The organism is Streptomyces sp. NPDC037100 (assembly GCF_055606225.1).
In genome coordinates, this window is the sequence record NZ_JBVJSX010000001.1 from 710808 (window position 1) to 728786 (window position 17979).

The following is a 17979-nucleotide window of genomic DNA, read 5'->3' on the forward strand; positions in this document are numbered from 1 at the left end:
GACGGGCACTACCGCAGCGAGAGGTGATCGATGGGCGCCACGGGACCCACCGGGCCGGTGATGGACCGGGACGAGGTGGACCGTGCGCTGGCGCGGCTCGGCGCGGAGCACGAGGCGATCGAGACCTCGCTCCTCGCCCTGCAGGACCACGCGGGCCGCAGACTCCTGGAGGGCGCCGAGCTCACCGGCGTCACCCAGGAGCGCTGGACGTCCACGGAGGCGTCGATCACGCTGCTGTGGACCTACTTCGACACGTACACCGACGCGCTGCGCTCCGCCCGCGACATCCGGGCCCGCCGTCGCTGGTCCAGCCGCGAGGACCTGGTGGAGCTGACGGAGCTCCTGAACGGCGACTCGGTCACCGTCGCGGGCAGCGCCACGGCGACGGCCAACGCCCCGACGCTGCACTCCGGACCGACCAGACTCAGCGAACGCCTCTCGCTCAGCGCCCTCGTCGACCGGATGAACGAGCTGTACGCGGCGAGCCTGGACATGGTGGTCGCCGCGGACGCGGTCTGGTCGGCGCTGCCGGCCCGGATAGACCTGCTCGCCGCCGAACTCCAGCGCACCCGCCGGCTCGCCCACTCGGTCGGCGTGCGCCCCGGCGAGCACCCGGCCGGTGACGACCTGGAGCGCATCACGCGGGTACTGACCAGGCTGCGCGAGCAGGTGATCTCGGACCCGCTGGCGTTCTGGCTGGCCGCGGAGGGCAGTTCGGCGCCGGGCGGCGGCAGACCGGACACGACGGTGTACGACCGCGAGGCCCGCGCCCTGGAGGACGTACGCCGGGAGATCGACGCGGTACTGACGGTCCGCCAGGACGCCGAGCAGCGGATCGTGCGGCTGCGGGACATCCTCAGCCGCGCGGACCGCACGCTCGCCGAGGCGCGCACGGCACGCGGCGAGGTCCTCGCGAAGATCGCGGCGACGGAGGTGCCGGTGGTCAGCGGGCCGCCGACCGTGCTGCAGGAGCAGCTGGCGGCGGCGGCCGAGTACCGCAGGCAGGCGCAGTGGCACCGGCTCTCCCCGCTGCTGGAGTCGCTGGAGCAGAAGGCCGAGGACGAACTGCTGCGCGCCCGCGAGTCGTTGACGGCGGTCACCGCCCCGCTGGCGGTCCGCGCCGAGCTGCGCGGCCGTCTCGACGCGTACAAGGCGAAGGTCGCCCGGCACGGCTTCGCCGAGGACACGCTGCTGGTGGAGCGGTACGAGAAGGCGCGCCGCATGCTGTGGAGCGCCCCCTGCGACCTGCGTGCCGCGGAGCAGGCGGTGCTGCGCTTCCAGCACGCGGCAGTGGAACTGCTCGGCGGCCCGCGGCCGCCGGAGCAGGGCGTGCCGGAGGACGACCGGAGGGGGCCGGGCGCGTGAGCGACGAGGGGGAGTCCATGAGTCAGGCACCGCACGAGCCGGCCGGCGCACCGCCACGCACCTGTCAGCGCCCGAGTTGCGAGGGCACGTACGAGGACGTCGGCGGCGGTGAACTGTACTGCGACACCTGCGGTCTGGCCCCGGTCGTCGCGCCGGGGGGTCCGACCTCCGGGGCAGGCATGGTCGGTTCGCCTCCCACCGGCATCACCGCCGGGGGCAGGGGCGGCTCCCGCGGATCCGCCGGCAGCGGCAGTTCGCGTTCCGGCAGCGGCAGTTCGCGGACGTCGTCCCAGTCGTCGAAGTCCCGCCGCTCGGTGTCGGGGCGTCTTTCGCGGTCCCTGTCGGGCGGGCCGACGGGCCGCTCGGTGTCGGTGCGCAGCTCCGGCTCGACCGCCGGTTCCGGGTCCCGGGGCCGGCTGGGCGCCGGGCTGGTGCAGGTGCCGCCGATCCCGCGGCCCGACCCGCGCGAGATGGTCCTGGACAACCCCGAGGTGCCCGAGCGGAAGCGGTTCTGCTCACGCTCCGACTGCGGCGCCCCGGTGGGCCGGGCACGCGGCGACCGGCCGGGACGTACGGAGGGCTTCTGCACCAAGTGCGGCCATCCGTACTCGTTCGTGCCGAAGCTGAAGGCCGGGGACGTGGTGCACGGCCAGTACGAGGTGGTCGGCTGCCTGGCGCACGGCGGCCTGGGCTGGATCTACCTCGCCGTCGACCGGGCGGTCTCGGACCGCTGGGTGGTCCTCAAGGGCCTGCTGGACACGGGCGACCAGGACGCGATGGCGGCGGCGATCTCCGAGCGCCGTTTCCTCGCGGAGATCGAGCACGCCAACATCGTGCGGATCTACAACTTCGTGGAGCACCTCGACCAGCGCACGGGTTCGCTCGACGGCTACATCGTCATGGAGTACGTCGGCGGCAAGTCCCTCAAGGAGATCGCCAACGCCCGCCGCACCGCGCAGGGCAGACGGGACCCGCTGCCGGTGGAGCAGGCCTGCGCGTACGGCATCGAGGCGCTGGAGGCGCTCGGTCACCTGCACAGCCGGAACCTGCTGTACTGCGACTTCAAGGTCGACAACGCCATCCAGACCGAGGACCAGCTCAAGCTGATCGACATGGGTGCGGTGCGCAGGATGGACGACGAGGAGTCGGCCATCTACGGCACGGTCGGCTACCAGGCTCCGGAGGTGGCCGAGGTGGGCCCGTCGGTGGCGAGCGACCTCTACACCGTCGCCCGCACCCTCGCGGTCATGACCTTCGACTTCCAGGGCTACACGAACGTCTACGCCGACTCCCTGCCCGACCCGGACCACATCGAGGTGTTCCGGCAGTACGAGTCGTTCTACCGGCTCCTGGTCCGTGCCACGGATCCCGACCCGGCCCGCCGGTTCGCCTCCGCGCAGGAGATGACCGAGCAGCTGACGGGCGTCCTGCGGGAGGTCGTCTCCCTGCAGACGGGCCGCGCCCGACCGGCCCTGTCCACGCTCTTCGGTCCGGAACTGCGGGTCACCGACACGGAGTTGTTCCCGAGGCTGGACGGCGAGGTGTCCCGCCTGGGGGCCCGGGTGCTGCGGGCCCGGGCTCGCGCCGGCGCTCCCGCCGCCTTGCCCGATCCGCAGCGGCCCGGGCCCGTGCACAGCCTCGTCAAGCCCGTCCACACGCCCGCCGCCGCGTTCGCCCTGCCCGTCCCGCGTGTCGACCCGACCGACCCCAACGCCGGTTTCCTGGCCGGTCTGATGACCTCGGCGCCGGGCGAGCTGCTCGGCGCTCTGGCGGCCGCCCCGGCCCCGTCGATCGAGACGCGGCTGAGGCAGATCCGGGCCTTGCTGGAGACCGGCGATCCGGCCTCGGCCCTGCAGGCGCTGGTCTCGCTGGAGGGCGAACGGCCCGACGACTGGCGGGTGGTCTGGTACCGGGGCCTGGCCGCCCTGGTGACCGGCGACGACGAGGGCGCCGCCCTTGCCTTCGACGCGATCTACGACGCCTTCCCGGGCGAGATCGCGCCCAAGCTGGCGCTGGGCCTGTGCGCGGAGGTGCTGGGCCAGCTCGACAACGCCGCCGAGTACTACCGGCTGGTGTGGTCGACCGACCCGAGCTATGTGAGCGCCGCGTTCGGCCTGGCCCGCGTCCAGCTGGCGACCGGGGACCGGCATGGTGCCGTACGCACGCTGGAGTCGGTCCCGGAGTCGTCCATCCACTACACGGCGGCGCGGGTCGCGGCCGTCCGGGCGCGGCTGCGGCAGCGCACGGCGACCGCCGCCGACGCGGCGTTCCTGGGGGATCTGACGGCGGCCGCCGCGCAGGTCGAGGCGCTGGAGGAGTACGGTCTGGATCCGGCGCGGCGCGAGCAGTTGTCGGCCGAAGTCCTCGGTTGCGCGCTGGACTGGGTACTCTCCGGGGGCCAGGGTTCCGCCCCTCCCGCCGCCGGGGGACGGACGCTGCTCGGCAGCGGCCTGGACGAGCGGGGCCTGCGTTTCGGTCTGGAACGCTCGTACCGCACGCTGGCCCGGCTGGCGCGGGGCGGCGAGGAGAGGATCGACCTGGTGGAACGTGCCAACCGTTACCGCCCCCGGACGTGGGTGTAGTTGATGTCGCAGATGCCCCAGTTGTCCGCCTGCCCGAGTTGCGAGGAACCCCTCGAGTCGGGTGACCGTTTCTGCGGCGCGTGCGGATACGACCTGTCCGCCGTGCCGGAACGGCCGCAGGACAACCCGACCATCACCATGAACGGCTCGGTGCCCGCCCAGGGTGCTCCGGCCGGTGAGTATCCCGAGCCGCCGTCGGCGCCCCCCGCCGGCACGGCCTGGCCCGCTCCCGGGCCGGACGGCACGGGCGCCCCGGACGCGGTGCACCTGCCGACGGACCTCCCGGGCACGGACTCGGGCGGCTCCGCCCTGCCGCCGCAGACACCCCCGCCGCCGAGCGCCCCGCCGGCCGTGGCCGGGGGTGTGCGGTTCGACCGGCCGCCGCAGCCCGACGGGTCTGCCGCGTCGCCGGAGATCTACCAGACACAGCCCGACGAGTACCTCCTCCAGGCACCGGACCCACGGGTGTCCGCCGAGCCGGCGGCCCAGGCCGCGGGCACCGGCGGCAAGGTCTGCGTCGCCTGCCGGGCCGGCCGCGTGGACGACGACGGCTACTGCGAGAACTGCGGCCACGCCCAGCCGCGCGAACGGGACCACATGGAGCAGGAGTCCGGCCCGGTGGCCGCGGTCAGCGACCGCGGCCTGCGCCACCACCGCAACGAGGACGCGTTCGCCATCGGCACCACAGCGCTGCCCGACGGGTCCCCCGCCTCCGTCGCGATCGTCTGCGACGGCGTCTCCTCGGCGACCCGCCCCGACGACGCCTCCGCTGCGGCGTCCAGGGCGGCGGGCGAGACGCTGCTGGCGGCCCTGCCGCGCGGCACCCACCCGCAGCAGGCCATGCACGACGCGATCCTCGCCGCCTCGCGCGCCGTCAACTCGCTCGCCGCGGAGCCCGCCACTGCCCTGGAGCAGGCCCCTCACCAGAACGCCCCCGCCTGCACCATCGTCGGCGCCGTGGTGACGTCGGGCCTGCTGATCGTCGGCTGGGTCGGCGACAGCCGCGCCTACTGGGTCCCGGTCGACCGCAGCGCTCCCCCCGCCCGGCTCACCGAGGACGACTCCTGGGCCGCCCAGATGGTCGCCGCGGGCCTGATGAACGAGGCCGAGGCCTACGCCGACGAACGCGCCCACGCGATCACCGGCTGGCTCGGCGCGGACGCCTACGAGCTGGAACCGCACACCGCCGCGTTCAAGCCGGACCGGCCCGGTGTGGTGGTGGTCTGCACCGACGGCCTGTGGAACTACGCCGAGGCGGCCGAGGAGATGGCCCGGGTCGTCCCGCTCGACGCGGCCACGCATCCGCTGCACAGCGCCCGGGTGCTCGTCGGCCACGCCCTGGACGGCGGGGGCCACGACAACGTAACAGTGGCGCTCGTGCCGTTCCCGGCCGTGCCCCAGGGGGCAGGATCGGCCTGAGGCCACGTACGGGGACGCCTCGGCGGACCGGAGGGGACCGGTCCGCCTACCGTCATCACCCCGCCACGGCGGGGGCTTTGGAGGGGGATCGAAGCAGGCATGGCCAATTTCTCGAAGTCGAACGTGCCCCAGTTCTCGGTGGACGTGTACCAGAACGAGTACCTGCCGGAGGGCGCCGCCGAGGTCAACGCCATCGTCACGGTGACGGCGACCGGGGGCGGCACGGTAGGCAGTGCGGTCGCGGCGCCCCACCTCTACTCGCCCGGCCAGGGCCCGTCGGCGGCCGTGGCGATCATGGTCGACTGCTCGGGTTCGATGGACTACCCGCCGACCAAGATGCGCAACGCCCGCGACGCCACGGCCGCCGCGATCGACACCCTGCGCGACGGCGTGCACTTCGCGGTGATCGGCGGGACACACGTGGCGAAGGAGATCTACCCGGGCGGTGGCCGGGTCGCGGTCGCCGACGCCACCACCCGCGAGCAGGCCAAGCAGGCACTGCGCTCGCTCAGCGCGGGCGGCGGCACGGCCATCGGCACCTGGCTGAAACTGGCCGACCGCCTGCTGTCCTCCGCGGACGTCGCGATCCGGCACGGCATCCTGCTCACCGACGGCCGCAACGAACACGAGTCGCCCCAGGACCTGAAGGCGGCCCTCGACGCGTGCGCCGGGCGCTTCACGTGTGACGCACGCGGCGTGGGCACCGACTGGGAAGTGAAAGAAGTCACAGGGATCGCCTCCGCCCTGCTCGGCACCGCCGACATCGTCGCCGATCCGGCCGCGCTCGCCGCGGACTTCACGCAGATGATGGAGACGGCGATGGGCAAGGAGGTCGCGGACGTCTCCCTGCGGCTGTGGACCCCCGTCGACACGACCGTGAAGTTCGTCAAGCAGGTCGCACCGACGGTCGAGGACCTGACCGGCCGGCGCACCGAGGCGGGTCCGCGCGCCGGCGACTACCCCCTTGGTTCCTGGGGAGACGAGTCGCGTGACTACCACGTCTGCATCGAGGTCCCGGTCGCGAACATCGGGCAGGAGATGCTGGCGGGCCGGATCTCACTGGTCGTTCCGCAGCCCGACGGCAGCGTCCAGAACCTCGGCGCGCAGGGCCTCGTGCGGGCCGTGTGGACGGACGACATGGTCGCCTCGACGTCGATCAACCCTCAGGTCGCCCACTACACCGGGCAGGCCGAACTGGCACAAGTCATCCAGCAAGGGCTGGATCTTCGCAAGTCCGGAGATATGGACGGAGCAACCGCCAAACTGGGCCGGGCCGTTCAGCTCGCGAGTGCCTCCGGGAACGCCGATACTGCGAAACTGCTTGCGAAGGTGGTGGACGTGGTCGATGCCGCGACCGGTACTGTGCGACTGAAGGCGAAGGTCGCGGAGGCTGACGAGATGACGCTCGAAACCCGTTCCACCAAGACCGTTCGCGTCAAGAAGTGACCTAGAAGAGATCGAAGGAGGGACGCGCCGACATGCCGACCTGCCCGAACGGACACCAGTCGGGTTCCGACGACTGGTGCGAGGTCTGCGGTCACCGCATGGCGGGTGCCGTGCCTCCGCCTCCTCCCCCGCCGCCCCCGCCCGGCGGCTACGGCTTCCCGCCCCCCGCCGGCCAGGGCGGCCCGCAGGGCCCCGGCGGCCAGCCCGGTGGACGCCCGCCGCACCTGTCCGCCGTACCGAACGCCGAGCCGGAGCTCTGCCCGCAGTGCCGCACGCCCCGTGAGGGTGGCGCGCCGTTCTGCGAGGAGTGCCGGTGGAACTTCCTGACGAACACGGCGACGTCGTACACCCCCGCGGCCCCGCCGCCCGGTCCGGGCGTGCGTTTCCAGCCACCGGGCCGGCAGGGCGGCCCGCCCCCCGGCCCGTCGTACGGCGGCGATGACTCCTACGAGTACCAGGGCTCCCGCCCGTCGCAGGTGAACCGCCCGGCCGAGCCGATCCCGCCGTTCGGCGGCGACCCGTCCGGCCGCCCCGGCCCGGGTGGCCCCGGCGGCCCCGGCGGCCCTCAGGGCGGTGGCTACGGCTACCCGCAGCCCGGCCCCGCCCCGACCCAGCCCGGCCCTGGCGGCCCCGGCAGCCCCGGCGGCTTCGGCGGCCCTCCCGGTCCGGGTGGTCCCGGCGGCTTCGGCGGCCCTCCCGGCCCAGGGGGTCCCGGTGGCCCGGGTGGTCCCGGCAGTCCCGGCGGCCCGGGTGGTCCCGGTGGCTTCGGTGCCGACCCTTCGCGGCCGGTCCCGCCCCCGCCTGGCCCCGGTGGTCCCGGTGGTCCCGGCGGTCCCGGTGCTCCGCAGGCGTTCCACCAGTCCGGCCCGCCGGCCCCGCCCGGATTCCCGCAGGAGACCCAGCGGCCCCCGCAGCAGGGCGGTCCGTCCTTCGGCGGCGGTGACGACGACTGGGTGATCTCCCCGCCGACGTCCGGCCCGGGCGGCCCCGGCGGCCCCGGTCAGGGCGGCTACGGCTACCCGCAGCCCGGCGCGACCCAGGCCCCGCCCGGCCCCGGCGGCTTCCCGCAGCAGCCCCAGGCGTCGCAGGGACCCGCGACGTGGACCGCGACCATCGGCCCGGACCGCGACTACTTCATGGCGATGATGCAGCGCTCCGGCCCCGAGGCCGCGGGCCTGAACCTGCCCGCGTACTCACCCGAGCAGCAGCGCACGCTCACCGGCAACCAGCTCACGATCGGCCGCCGCCGGCACTCCACCGGCGACACCCCCGACATCGACCTGTCGACGCCGCCGGAGGACCCGGGCGTCTCGCACCAGCACGCGGTGCTGGTCCAGCAGCCGGACGGCAGCTGGGCGGTCGTCGACCAGAACTCGACGAACGGCACGACGGTCAACGGCTCGGACGAACCGATCCAGCCCTTCGTCCCCGTACCGCTCCAGGACGGCGACCGGGTCCACGTGGGCGCCTGGACGACGATCACGATCCGCCGCGGCTGAGGCCGTTCACGACGGGAGGGGCCAGGCGTACGGCCCCTCCGGGTCGTCCAGCCAGGCCCATTCCCGGTCCTCCCCGACCGTGATGCCGTAGCGCTCGCGCTGCGGCCTGCCCTCCTGCTCCCACAGCGCGTGGGCCTCCTGCGGATCCAGGCTGCCGCGAGTCAGGGCCAGCAGGAACCGCAACAGGTCGTGCTCCCGCGCCCGGTGCGGCACCCCGCCCAGCTGGACCGGCTCGCCCCCGGGCCGGCCGGCGCCGCGCAGCGGCACGAAGTAGGCGGGCGTGTGCAGGAAACGCCCCTCGGCGCGCCCCGCGGCGGTCACCGTGAGCACGATCAGGCCGGTGGCGAGCGGCATCAGGATCCGGCCCCCGGGGCGACTCTGGGCCACCCAGGCGCGCGGGACGCCGCCCAGGGCGCAGGTGGCGATGATCCGGTCGAACGGCGCACGCTCGGGCACGCCCCGGGCGCCGTCGCCGGTGACGACGGCCGGGTGGTACCCGGCCGCGGCCAGGTGCCGGCGGGCCGACTCGGTGATCTCCGGGTCGAGATCGACGGTCGTGACCTTGTCGTCGCCCAACCGGTGGGCCAGCAGCGCCGCGTTGTAGCCGGTGCCGGCGCCGATCTCCAGGACCGTGTGACCGTCCTCGACGCCCAGCGCGGCCAGCATGTCCGCCATCAGGGACGGCTGGCTGCTGGAGGAGAGCAGCTCGCCGTCGCGCAGCCGGGTGGCCAGCGGAGTGTCCTCGTAGGCGCCCCGCAGCCACCGCTCCCGCGCCCCGGGGTCGGCGCTCTCGCCCCAGCGGCGCTCGTAGCCGCCGGCGACACCGACGTAGTAGTACGGCACGAAGAGGTGCCGCGGGACGGCCGCGAAGGCCTCCCGCCAGGCCGGGTCGGCGGCCCAGGCCCCGCTCGCCTCGATCCGCCGCACCAGCGCCGCCCGCGCGGCGGCCGCGAGACCGTCGATTTCCCTGCCGGGTACGTGCCCGCCCATGTCTCCACAGTAGGGGCAGTGTCCGGGCAGCAGGGGCAGGGTCCTAGGTCTTGAGTCCTATGCCGGGGCGTCTGAGACCATGGATCGCGTGAATGAGATTCGGCGCGGCACGCTTCAGGAGCAGACCTTCTACGAACAGGTCGGCGGGGAGGAGACCTTCCGTCGGCTCGTCCACCGTTTCTACGAGGGAGTCGCCGAGGACCCGCTGCTGCGGCCGATGTATCCCGAGGAGGATCTGGGCCCGGCCGAGGAGCGCCTCGCGCTGTTCCTCATCCAGTACTGGGGCGGCCCCACGACGTACAGCGAGAACCGCGGCCACCCGCGGCTGCGGATGCGGCACGCCCCCTTCGCGGTCGACCGGGCGGCGCACGACGCGTGGCTGAAGCACATGCGGGTCGCCGTCGAGGAGCTCGGCCTGTCCGAGGAGCACGAGCACACGTTGTGGAAGTACCTGACGTACGCGGCGGCCTCGATGGTCAACACCGCGGGCTGACGCCTGCGGCGCCTGGTCGGGCGGCGCTGCTCAGCGGACGCTGACGTCCAGCGCCCCGAGCCCGGCACGTCGTACGGCGACGGACCCGTACGGCGTGCGCAGCCTCAGCCACGCGCCCGACGAGAACAGCCCCAGCGGCGCACCGGGGCGCAGGAAGCCGAGCGACTGCGCCGCGTGCACGGCCCGGACGGGCAGCCGGGTGTCCCCGACCGTACGGGACCAGACGTCCCGCCCGATCCGGTCCAGTTCGGCGCGCGTCCGCCCCTCGGGGGGCAACTCCTGCGTACGCGAGCGGAACTCGGCGATCACCGCGGCCACGAGCTCGCGCAGCGCCTCCGGCGCCGGCAGCCCCGGCTCGGCCCGCCAGTCGCCACGGGGCGGCAGCACACCCGCCCACGGCGGCCCGGTCACGGCGCTCGGCACGACGGCCGTGGCGGCCTTCTCGTCCACCGTCTCCAGGAACTCACCGGCGGACACGGTCACGTCCAGCGTGGCCTCGAGCCCCTTCTCGTACGGCTTCGCCAGCCGCACCGCCCGCACGGCGAGCACCTCGAAGGACGGCGGCCGCCCGAAGACGGCCAGTGCGGTGCCCGCCGCCTGCAGACGCACCGCGGCCCCGCGGTCGTAGTGGAGCAGCCGGGAGAGGAAGGCCGCGAGATCCGCCGCCTCCCCCTCGTCGGCGAGGTGGAGCACCGTCATGCCGCGACGGCCTCCTCCTCGGCGTCATCCATGTACTCGCGGAGGAACTCCCGCTCCTCCGCGGTGATCCGGCGCGGGCGCTGCGCCTCGAAGTCGAACGGCACGATCACCGTCGAGGCCCGCACGTAGACCTGGTCGCCGTCCTTCACCTCGTAGGTGAGGGTGAAGGACGCGGCCCTGATCTCGGTGACCCACAGCTCGATGTCCACCGGGTGGTGCCGGTGCACGAGCTGCCGCTTGTAGTCGATCTCATGGCGTGCCACCACGGACCCCTGCTTGAAGTCCTTCTCCGGGCGGAACAGGAAGTCGATACGGGCTTCCTCCAGGTAGCGGAGGAACACCACGTTGTTGACGTGGCCGTACGCGTCCATGTCCGCCCAGCGCAGCGGGCAGCGGTAGATGTGCCGCAAGATCGATCAGCCCCGGGTCAGCTTCTTGTAGGTGGCGCGGTGCGGACGCGCGGCGTCCGGACCGAGCCGCTCGATCTTGTTCTTCTCGTAGGACTCGAAGTTGCCCTCGAACCAGAACCACTTGGACTCGCCCTCGTAGGCGAGGATGTGCGTGGCCACTCGGTCCAGGAACCACCGGTCGTGGGAGACGACCACGGCCGCACCCGGGAACTCCAGCAGCGCGTTCTCCAGGCTGGAGAGGGTCTCGACGTCGAGGTCGTTGGTCGGCTCGTCGAGGAGCAGCAGGTTGCCGCCCTGCTTGAGGGTGAGCGCGAGGTTCAGGCGGTTGCGCTCACCGCCGGAGAGCACGCCGGCCGGCTTCTGCTGGTCCGGGCCCTTGAAACCGAAGGCCGAGACGTAGGCACGCGACGGCATCTCGACCTGGCCCACGTTGATGTAGTCCAGCTCGTCGGAGACCACGGCCCACAGCGACTTCTTCGGGTCGATGTTCTCGCGGCTCTGGTCGACGTAGGAGATCTTGACGGTGTCGCCGACCTTGATGGCGCCGGAGTCCGGCTCCTCGATGCCCTGGATCATCTTGAACAGGGTGGTCTTGCCGGCGCCGTTCGGGCCGATGATCCCGACGATCCCGTTCCGGGGCAGCGTGAAGCTGAGGTCGTCGATGAGCAGCTTGTCGCCGAAGCCCTTGCTGAGGTTGCTGACCTCGACGACGACGTTGCCCAGGCGCGGGCCCGGCGGGATCTGGATCTCCTCGAAGTCCAGCTTCCGCATCTTGTCGGCCTCGGCGGCCATCTCCTCGTAGCGGGCCAGACGCGCCTTGGACTTGGCCTGCCGCCCCTTGGCGTTGGACCGCACCCACTCCAGCTCTTCCTTGAGCCGCTTCTGCCGCTTGGCGTCCTTCTGGCCCTCGACCTTGAGGCGGGCGGCCTTGGTCTCCAGGTACTTGGAGTAGTTGCCCTCGTAGGGGTAGAGGCGACCGCGGTCGACCTCGCAGATCCACTGGGCGACGTTGTCGAGGAAGTACCGGTCGTGGGTGACCGCGACGACGGTGCCCGGGTACTTGGCGAGGTGCTGCTCCAGCCAGTTCACCGACTCGGCGTCGAGGTGGTTGGTGGGCTCGTCGAGCAGCAGCAGGTCGGGCTGCTCCAGCAGCAGCTTGCACAGCGCGACGCGGCGGCGCTCACCACCGGACAGGTTGGTGACGGGCCAGTCGCCGGGCGGGCAGCCCAGGGCGTCCATGGCCTGCTCGAGCTGGGCGTCCAGGTCCCACGCGTTGGCGTGGTCGAGGTCCTCCTGGAGCTTGCCCATCTCGTTCATGAGCTCGTCGGTGTAGTCGGTCGCCATCTGCTCGGCGATCTCGTTGAACCGGTCGAGCTTGCCCTTGATCCCGGCGACACCCTCCTGGACGTTCTCCAGGACGGTCTTCTCCTCGTTCAGCGGGGGCTCCTGGAGCAGGATGCCGACCGTGTAACCGGGAGTGAGGAAGGCGTCACCGTTGGACGGCTGCTCGATGCCGGCCATGATCTTCAGGATCGTCGACTTGCCGGCGCCGTTCGGGCCGACGACGCCGATCTTCGCTCCCGGGAGGAAGCTCGTCGTCACGTCGTCGAGGATCACCTTGTCGCCGTGCGCTTTGCGCGCCTTGCGCATGGTGTAAATGAACTCAGCCAAGAGAAACCGTCCGGCAGCTTGAAACTGGCAGTGGGCAGATACACCCCATCTTGCCGTACCGCCACCCCTGGGTGGAAACGCGTATGAGTAGGGGGCTGTGACCTGGGGGTTCGTGGTGAGCGGCTGAGACTCGACTGTCACTGTCGGTCGCCATCGGTCGGCCTCGGGCACCCTCGCACGGCCCGGAGACGGCCCAGGGGTGATCGCTCGATGGCAGCGCTGTACGGGATTGGGCCACCGTCGCGACGTGAACGGCACGACTGACCGCCCTCACCACTGGCAAGACGTGGACGCACCGAAGCACCGGCACAACCCGCCCAAGCGAAAGCCTGCGCCTACCGGCTGATCGGAATCTCGTAGACGATCTCGCAGTGAGCGGCGGGCACGACGATGTCCGCTGTCTCGACGGGCCGCCCCTGGTCAGACAATCAGACCACAGGCCGCGCACCAGCAGATTCCGCAGGCATCCCACACCGTCAAGCGACGAAAAAGCCACGCAACGAATACAAAGAGCCCTCTCGTAACGCGCGTTCCTGCACATGGTCCTCAGCGTTCTCGAAACTCAGCAGTCTTCCGGGGATCGTCCGCCAGAATGTGGGCCGCGAGTCGCCGTACCTGCTCTTCCACGGGCTGGCCGCGGGTAACGAGCAACTCGTACCCGTAGAAATCTGTACGCTCGCCCGGCCCCCGGACCTGGTGGAACTCAACATCAACGCCCTCGGGGCTTGTGAGCTCCTCGGGGAGGCCGGGCTCCTCACGTCGCGGCGAGACGCCCATGAGGACGCAGCCCCACCGCTCGAACCAACCGCTGTCCGAGAGAGTCTGCTCGAGAAGCCGGGCAATGGTGTCCACGGGCTCTTCCCAACTGCGGTCCGCCGCGGCCCGCGCGAGTTCAGCCTCGTACTGGGCCGCATCGAAACGGAAGTCCGGCGGCACGGCAGTAATACTGCTGGTGTTTTCCCAGGCGTCCCAGATCACCCGATCGCCCTCACGGCGCATGGTGACGTACAGGGCGCCGCAGCAGCCGGCCGTGCAAGTCGGCTCGGAGATCATTACCCGGCGGGGCTCCTCCGTGACCGCCAGCGGCCAGCTCTCGGCCGGCCCCGTCCAGTATCGGCAACTGAGTGCCACCCCTTCCGGGTGGACCTCCTTCAGGACGTCAACGCCGCCGATCAAAGGCCGCACCTCGGCCCAGGGATCCGCCGTCCAGTCGTCCGGAATCCTGTGCTGCAAAGTCAAGGTACTGATCGCCGGCTGATCGGTCATACCCACATGATCGGTTGACGCCGCGTAGCCGCATACTCATTTTCTGGCTGCGACCACCCTCGCCTGGTCGCACCGAGCCGGCCACCACTCGTGATCGATTGGAACTGCTCGGCATTGCTCATGGGCAGCCGCAAGCAGTAACCGATCAAACACCACAACCAGCGTCCCAGCCCCGACGTCACCCGGAAAGGGGCATCAGCTCACGAACCGCCCTCTGAGAGCTCGACGTTGGGTCGGCCGATGACTTCGAGTTGGTCCAGCACCACTTCGCAGCTGGCGACAAAGTCGAACGCCGCATCCGGAAAGACGGTGTGATCGCCATGAGAGACGCGGGCTCGCAGTCGGGCAAGGCGAACCATCGTTTCGGCAACTGAGTGCGGCAGGCCCCTTCCCTCAAGCTGCCGTGCAGCCTCTTGCACGGACCGTGTACCGCCGAGCAGATCGCGGTAAGCGACCTCGACAGCTCGCCGGGCAAGCATCACCGCGCTATCCGGTGGTCCGCAGGTGTGCGCGGTTGTCCGCCGCTGTCCGTCGGCGTTGTCACGCAGCCGGACACTCACACGGCAAGCTGGCCGGAGCCTCAGTCGCCTGCGAACCACAAGTAGCTGCCTGGGGTAGCCGCGCACCGTTCCAGCATCGCTGTCAGATCGTCCAGCGCAGCGAGCTGACGCTCATCAGCGCAACTCCGCCTCAAGCCGTGGATCTCCTGGAGGGCAGCCGCGGCCTCCTGCTCGTTCATCAGCGTGTCTCCGTACGGATCGACGGCGGTGAGCCTTCCGGGTACTCCGAGGAACTGGAGCGAGCCGAGCGCATCGGCCAGTGCGTCGCCGTGCCCGCAGGAGCCCCGCAGGAGCGTTGCGCGGGACTTGCGCCAGTTGTTGCGTGCCGGCCGTGCCGAGTGCAGCTCCAGATCAATCCCCATGCTTCATGATGACGCGCTGCGCTGCTGCACAGCCACAACTGCCGTACCGCCGGGCCTGGGCGGAAACGCGTCTGGTGCGGGGGCTGTGACCTGCGGTTTCACTGCGGGCGGCAGGGCCGGCCTGTCAGTGCCGGTCGCCAGGAGCCGCCGCGGACATCACCACGCGCGTCCGGCACCTGATCGTGGTGCACTGGACATATGGGAGGTGCACCATGTCTGGTCGCGCTGGTAAGACCCGCAACATCTTTCTCGTCTGGCTGATCTGGCCGCTGATCACACTGGGGATCTACCACCTGGTCTGGTACTACAAAATCAACCGCGAGGCCCGGGATTTCGATCAGCGGATCGAGGTCAATCCGGCCATGTCGGTCGTGGCTGTCACGCTCGGCTGGCTGCTGATCGTTCCCCCCTTCATCTCGGTCTACAACACCGGTGAGCGCATAGCCCGTATGGAGCGGTCCGCCGGGCTGGAGCAGGAGTGCAATCCCTGGATCGGCCTCATCCTCTTCATCGTGGCCGGTCTGTATCCGCTCTACTACCAGCACGAGTTGAACCAGATCTGGGCTCACTACCAGATCCCGGCGGAGGGCGAGCAGGTACCTCTCGCCGCCTGACGTGCGCCGTGCGGCCCTGGCGCGGCGACGGTCGGGGCCCGGAGCGGCCTCCGCCCGGGTCATTCCCCCGCCGTCGACTCCCTGCGTCGCAGCACGATCAGTGTCGCCCCGCCGATCAGGACGAAGCCGATGGCCACCCCCGCGATCAGGGGCGTGATGCCCGAGCCGCCCGTCTCGGCCAGGTTGGTGTCCGCGGCCGCGCCGCCCACCGTCGCCGGGCTGGGCTCGCTCAGGGTCTGGGTGGTGACACCGGCGTCGCTGCCGCGGGTCAGGCAGTCCAGCAGACCGGTGAAGCGCTTCTCGAAGCCGCCAGGGCCGTGGATCGTGAAGTCGTAGGCCTGGTCCTCCTGGAGCGGGACCGTCACCGTGCGGGACTCGCCCGCGGCAATGGTGTGCTGCAGCCCGGCCAGTTCGAAGGTGAACGGCTCGTCGCCCTTGTTGGACGCGATGATGTCGACGCCGCCCTCGGCGCAGTTCTCCGCCGCCGACAGCGCCGGGACCGGGCCCTGCTTCGCCCACGTCGCCCCGGCCGTCGCGGACACCGTCGACTCGCTGGAACCGGCCAGGATCTGCGTCTGGCTGCGGCTCTCGGAGGCGAAGGCCCGGCCGACCGGCACGGTGGTCGAGGCCTGCACGGTCAGTTGCGACGTGCCCGCCGCCGCGTCCTCCGGCACGTCGAAGTACACCTGCCCGCCGTCGGACGTGGAGGTGACGGCCTTGCCCTGCTTGTCGACGACCCGCACCCCGCTCGTGGCGGCGTCGGCGGGCGGGGTGACCGTCGCGCTGCCGGCGTTGGTGCGCACCGTCACCGGTCCGAGCAGCTCGCCCGGCCGGCCGGAGACCGCGGACGGTTCGAGAGTGAGCGAGGCACGGGGCTCGGGCAGGGTGCGGGCGCTGTTCTCCAGGTAGTCCGCGAGCTGCTCGGCCTGCGGGTCGAGGGCGTCGACCGCCACGTCGTCCGAGTAGCGCCAGATCGCGACCTGGGTGCCGGCCGCCGCGTCCTGCTCGGTCAGCGCGCCCCGCACGCCCGCCTTGCGGGCCAGCGTCGCGAGGTCGTTCACCTGGGGGTAGGAGTTCTGCAGGATCCAACGGATCTTGCCGGCGTCCTTGTTGGCCCCCAGGGACGTGCCGCTCCAGGGCGTCTCGTGGTACTTGGCGTCCCGCTGCGTGGGGTTGTGGAGGTCGACGCAGTACGTCTGCAGCATGCCGCCGCCGTCGACGGACATCTCGAACAGGCCCGCCGAGATCTCCTGGTCACCGGTGCCGGCGTGTATGACGGCCGCGCCGAACGTCTTGAGGCCGCCTATCGTCGCGGCCGCCCCGCCCTGACTCTGCGTCGTATCGTCGGCGGCCGCCCGGCCGGCACCGGCCAGCCCGCCCGCGGCGACAAGTCCGGACACCACCGTCGCGGTGGCGAGGCGGGCCGCGCCTCGCCTGCGTACGAACAGCTCAGAGAACGAAGCAAACACCAAATTCCCCTTCGAGCAGGACCCGTTGATGTGGGGGGACGGTCCCACCTGCAGAATCAGAAGCCTCACCGGACACAAAAGTCCCGAGAGCCATGTCCGGCATCCTAGGGACGCGGGAGACCCCGCCCGCCGGTCAGACGGTCGGACAAGTGATCCGAATCGGAATCGTTATCGCCAACCACCGTGGCGAGCAGGGCTTATCGACAAATCGCCCCTGGTCGTTCGGTGCGCACTCGCCGATAAGCCGCAGTTCGGGCAGGTCCTTCCGCGTGACGTCACGTCAAAGCAGCTGTGACCGGGCCTGATTGTGCACGAGCAGCCGCCTCTTCCTCCGAACCCTCGGACGGCGTCTCCCAGTTGGGCTCGGACTGTGCCTGCAAGGGGGCAGCGGTCTCCGTCCTGCCCGCGCGCCTGAAGGCTGCGGTGCCCCACGCCAGATCGTGACCGATCGCCACGGCGTCGATGTCCGCCGACGTCCAGCTCTGCCCCTCGCGTACGTCGGTCCGCACCTTCAGCCTGCCCTGCACGATCACGGGCTCACCGACCGTCAACGACGCCGCCGTATTCGTGGCCAACTGGCGGTTGGCCCAGACCGTGAAGAAGTTGGTGTGCCCGTCGGTCCACGTGTTCTTCTCGCGGTCCCAGTAGCGCGCGGTCACCGCCATCCGGAACCTCGCCGACGGGCCGGACGCCATCTCCCGGTACACCGGCTGCGTCGCCACCCTGCCCACCGCACAGACCATCGTCTCGTTCATCGCGAACCCTCCCTCGCCCGGACTACGGCTACGCACCGGGCCGACACGCGTACGGGCCCGTCCCGTACGGCTGTGTCTGCCAGACTGCCGCCGCCGGGCCGGGCCCGCTGAGCGCTGTGGACCACCGCCGGCCTGTGGACAACGCGGCCACCCGCAGGGGTGACGGCGGGTGGGCTCGGGAGGAGCGAGGGCAACGCGTCCGGCCCGTCACAGCCGCCCCCGGCACCTCACCACTCCGCCCGGCACATCACCGCGCCACCCGGCACCTCACCGCCGTAGCGTCCCTCACCGCCGTAGCGTCCCTCACCGCCGTAGCGTCACCTCACCGCCCCACCCGGCACCTCACCGCCGTAGCGTCCCTCACCGCCCCACCCGGCAC

16 protein-coding genes and 1 pseudogene are annotated in these 17979 nt (G+C 71.6%); 7 read left to right on the top strand and 10 right to left on the bottom strand.

Going from position 1 to position 17979, the window contains the following annotated elements; genetic code table 11:
* Positions 1-30: 30 nt before the first annotated feature.
* From ACZ7EG_RS03225 to ACZ7EG_RS03245, 5 genes are all read left to right on the top strand, one after another.
* A complete protein-coding gene (locus tag ACZ7EG_RS03225) occupies positions 31-1365 on the top strand; it encodes a coiled-coil domain-containing protein (protein WP_471071450.1) in 1335 nt (444 codons plus the stop codon).
* Between the two features lie 17 nt (positions 1366-1382).
* Positions 1383-3947: a serine/threonine-protein kinase gene (locus ACZ7EG_RS03230; protein ID WP_471071454.1), complete on the top strand. Its 2565-nt coding sequence runs from the start codon at positions 1383-1385 to the stop codon at positions 3945-3947.
* Positions 3948-3950: 3 nt separating this feature from the next.
* A complete protein-coding gene (locus tag ACZ7EG_RS03235) occupies positions 3951-5366 on the top strand; it encodes a PP2C family serine/threonine-protein phosphatase (RefSeq protein ID WP_471071457.1) in 1416 nt (471 codons plus the stop codon).
* A gap of 99 nt (positions 5367-5465) precedes the next feature.
* Positions 5466-6812 carry a vWA domain-containing protein gene (locus ACZ7EG_RS03240; RefSeq protein WP_471071460.1) on the top strand — a complete coding sequence of 449 codons (1347 nt, stop codon included), beginning with the start codon at positions 5466-5468 and terminating at the stop codon, positions 6810-6812.
* Positions 6813-6844: 32 nt separating this feature from the next.
* Positions 6845-8311: an FHA domain-containing protein gene (locus ACZ7EG_RS03245; protein ID WP_471071463.1), complete on the top strand. Its 1467-nt coding sequence runs from the start codon at positions 6845-6847 to the stop codon at positions 8309-8311.
* Positions 8312-8317: 6 nt separating this feature from the next.
* Here ACZ7EG_RS03245 and ACZ7EG_RS03250 read toward each other — a convergent pair whose 3' ends face one another.
* Positions 8318-9301: a methyltransferase domain-containing protein gene (locus tag ACZ7EG_RS03250; protein WP_471071465.1), complete on the bottom strand. Its 984-nt coding sequence runs from the start codon at positions 9299-9301 to the stop codon at positions 8318-8320.
* Between the two features lie 79 nt (positions 9302-9380).
* Between ACZ7EG_RS03250 and ACZ7EG_RS03255 the strand changes: the two genes are divergently transcribed.
* On the top strand, positions 9381-9794 hold the full coding sequence (locus tag ACZ7EG_RS03255; protein WP_471071467.1) for a globin: 414 nt from the start codon (positions 9381-9383) through the stop codon (positions 9792-9794).
* A gap of 30 nt (positions 9795-9824) precedes the next feature.
* On the opposite strand, the gene ACZ7EG_RS03260 is transcribed toward ACZ7EG_RS03255, so the two are convergent.
* From ACZ7EG_RS03260 to ACZ7EG_RS03290, 7 genes and pseudogenes are all read right to left on the bottom strand, one after another.
* Entirely contained in the window at positions 9825-10493 is a 669-nt protein-coding gene (locus ACZ7EG_RS03260; protein WP_471071470.1) for a DUF8185 domain-containing protein, read from the bottom strand.
* A complete protein-coding gene (locus tag ACZ7EG_RS03265) occupies positions 10490-10903 on the bottom strand; it encodes an acyl-CoA thioesterase (RefSeq protein ID WP_352099376.1) in 414 nt (137 codons plus the stop codon). The genes ACZ7EG_RS03260 and ACZ7EG_RS03265 overlap by 4 nt, the downstream gene beginning before the upstream one ends.
* A gap of 6 nt (positions 10904-10909) precedes the next feature.
* The gene (gene ettA / locus ACZ7EG_RS03270) at positions 10910-12574 is read right to left on the bottom strand and encodes an energy-dependent translational throttle protein EttA (protein ID WP_471071473.1); all 1665 of its coding nucleotides are present in this window, start codon (positions 12572-12574) and stop codon (positions 10910-10912) included.
* 335 nt (positions 12575-12909) lie between these two features.
* Positions 12910-12999 (bottom strand): annotated as a pseudogene (locus ACZ7EG_RS03275) (GntR family transcriptional regulator); the annotation flags it as partial.
* 121 nt (positions 13000-13120) lie between these two features.
* Complete coding sequence (locus ACZ7EG_RS03280) at positions 13121-13840, bottom strand: hypothetical protein (RefSeq protein ID WP_471071476.1); 720 nt, start codon at positions 13838-13840, stop codon at positions 13121-13123.
* 200 nt (positions 13841-14040) lie between these two features.
* Positions 14041-14400, bottom strand: a complete 360-nt coding sequence (locus ACZ7EG_RS03285) for a hypothetical protein (protein WP_471071479.1) — start codon at positions 14398-14400, stop codon at positions 14041-14043.
* 20 nt (positions 14401-14420) lie between these two features.
* A complete protein-coding gene (locus tag ACZ7EG_RS03290) occupies positions 14421-14762 on the bottom strand; it encodes a hypothetical protein (RefSeq protein WP_471071482.1) in 342 nt (113 codons plus the stop codon).
* Between the two features lie 212 nt (positions 14763-14974).
* Between ACZ7EG_RS03290 and ACZ7EG_RS03295 the strand changes: the two genes are divergently transcribed.
* Positions 14975-15376, top strand: coding sequence for a DUF4234 domain-containing protein (locus tag ACZ7EG_RS03295; RefSeq protein WP_471071485.1), 402 nt, complete (start codon positions 14975-14977; stop codon positions 15374-15376).
* 59 nt (positions 15377-15435) lie between these two features.
* On the opposite strand, the gene ACZ7EG_RS03300 is transcribed toward ACZ7EG_RS03295, so the two are convergent.
* Both ACZ7EG_RS03300 and ACZ7EG_RS03305 read right to left on the bottom strand, forming a co-directional pair.
* Positions 15436-16845: a Cys-Gln thioester bond-forming surface protein gene (locus tag ACZ7EG_RS03300; RefSeq protein ID WP_471071488.1), complete on the bottom strand. Its 1410-nt coding sequence runs from the start codon at positions 16843-16845 to the stop codon at positions 15436-15438.
* A gap of 275 nt (positions 16846-17120) precedes the next feature.
* Complete coding sequence (locus ACZ7EG_RS03305) at positions 17121-17600, bottom strand: single-stranded DNA-binding protein (protein WP_471071491.1); 480 nt, start codon at positions 17598-17600, stop codon at positions 17121-17123.
* Positions 17601-17979 lie beyond the last annotated feature (379 nt).

Coding starts and splice junctions, on each gene's coding strand:
- ACZ7EG_RS03225 (WP_471071450.1), top strand. CDS start 31: ATGGGCGCCACGGGACCCACCGGGCCGGTGATGGACCGGGACGAGGTG.
- ACZ7EG_RS03230 (WP_471071454.1), top strand. CDS start 1,383: ATGAGTCAGGCACCGCACGAGCCGGCCGGCGCACCGCCACGCACCTGT.
- ACZ7EG_RS03235 (WP_471071457.1), top strand. CDS start 3,951: ATGTCGCAGATGCCCCAGTTGTCCGCCTGCCCGAGTTGCGAGGAACCC.
- ACZ7EG_RS03240 (WP_471071460.1), top strand. CDS start 5,466: ATGGCCAATTTCTCGAAGTCGAACGTGCCCCAGTTCTCGGTGGACGTG.
- ACZ7EG_RS03245 (WP_471071463.1), top strand. CDS start 6,845: ATGCCGACCTGCCCGAACGGACACCAGTCGGGTTCCGACGACTGGTGC.
- ACZ7EG_RS03250 (WP_471071465.1), bottom strand. CDS start 9,301: ATGGGCGGGCACGTACCCGGCAGGGAAATCGACGGTCTCGCGGCCGCC.
- ACZ7EG_RS03255 (WP_471071467.1), top strand. CDS start 9,381: ATGGATCGCGTGAATGAGATTCGGCGCGGCACGCTTCAGGAGCAGACC.
- ACZ7EG_RS03260 (WP_471071470.1), bottom strand. CDS start 10,493: ATGACGGTGCTCCACCTCGCCGACGAGGGGGAGGCGGCGGATCTCGCG.
- ACZ7EG_RS03280 (WP_471071476.1), bottom strand. CDS start 13,840: ATGACCGATCAGCCGGCGATCAGTACCTTGACTTTGCAGCACAGGATT.
- ACZ7EG_RS03290 (WP_471071482.1), bottom strand. CDS start 14,762: ATGGGGATTGATCTGGAGCTGCACTCGGCACGGCCGGCACGCAACAAC.
- ACZ7EG_RS03295 (WP_471071485.1), top strand. CDS start 14,975: ATGTCTGGTCGCGCTGGTAAGACCCGCAACATCTTTCTCGTCTGGCTG.
- ACZ7EG_RS03305 (WP_471071491.1), bottom strand. CDS start 17,600: ATGAACGAGACGATGGTCTGTGCGGTGGGCAGGGTGGCGACGCAGCCG.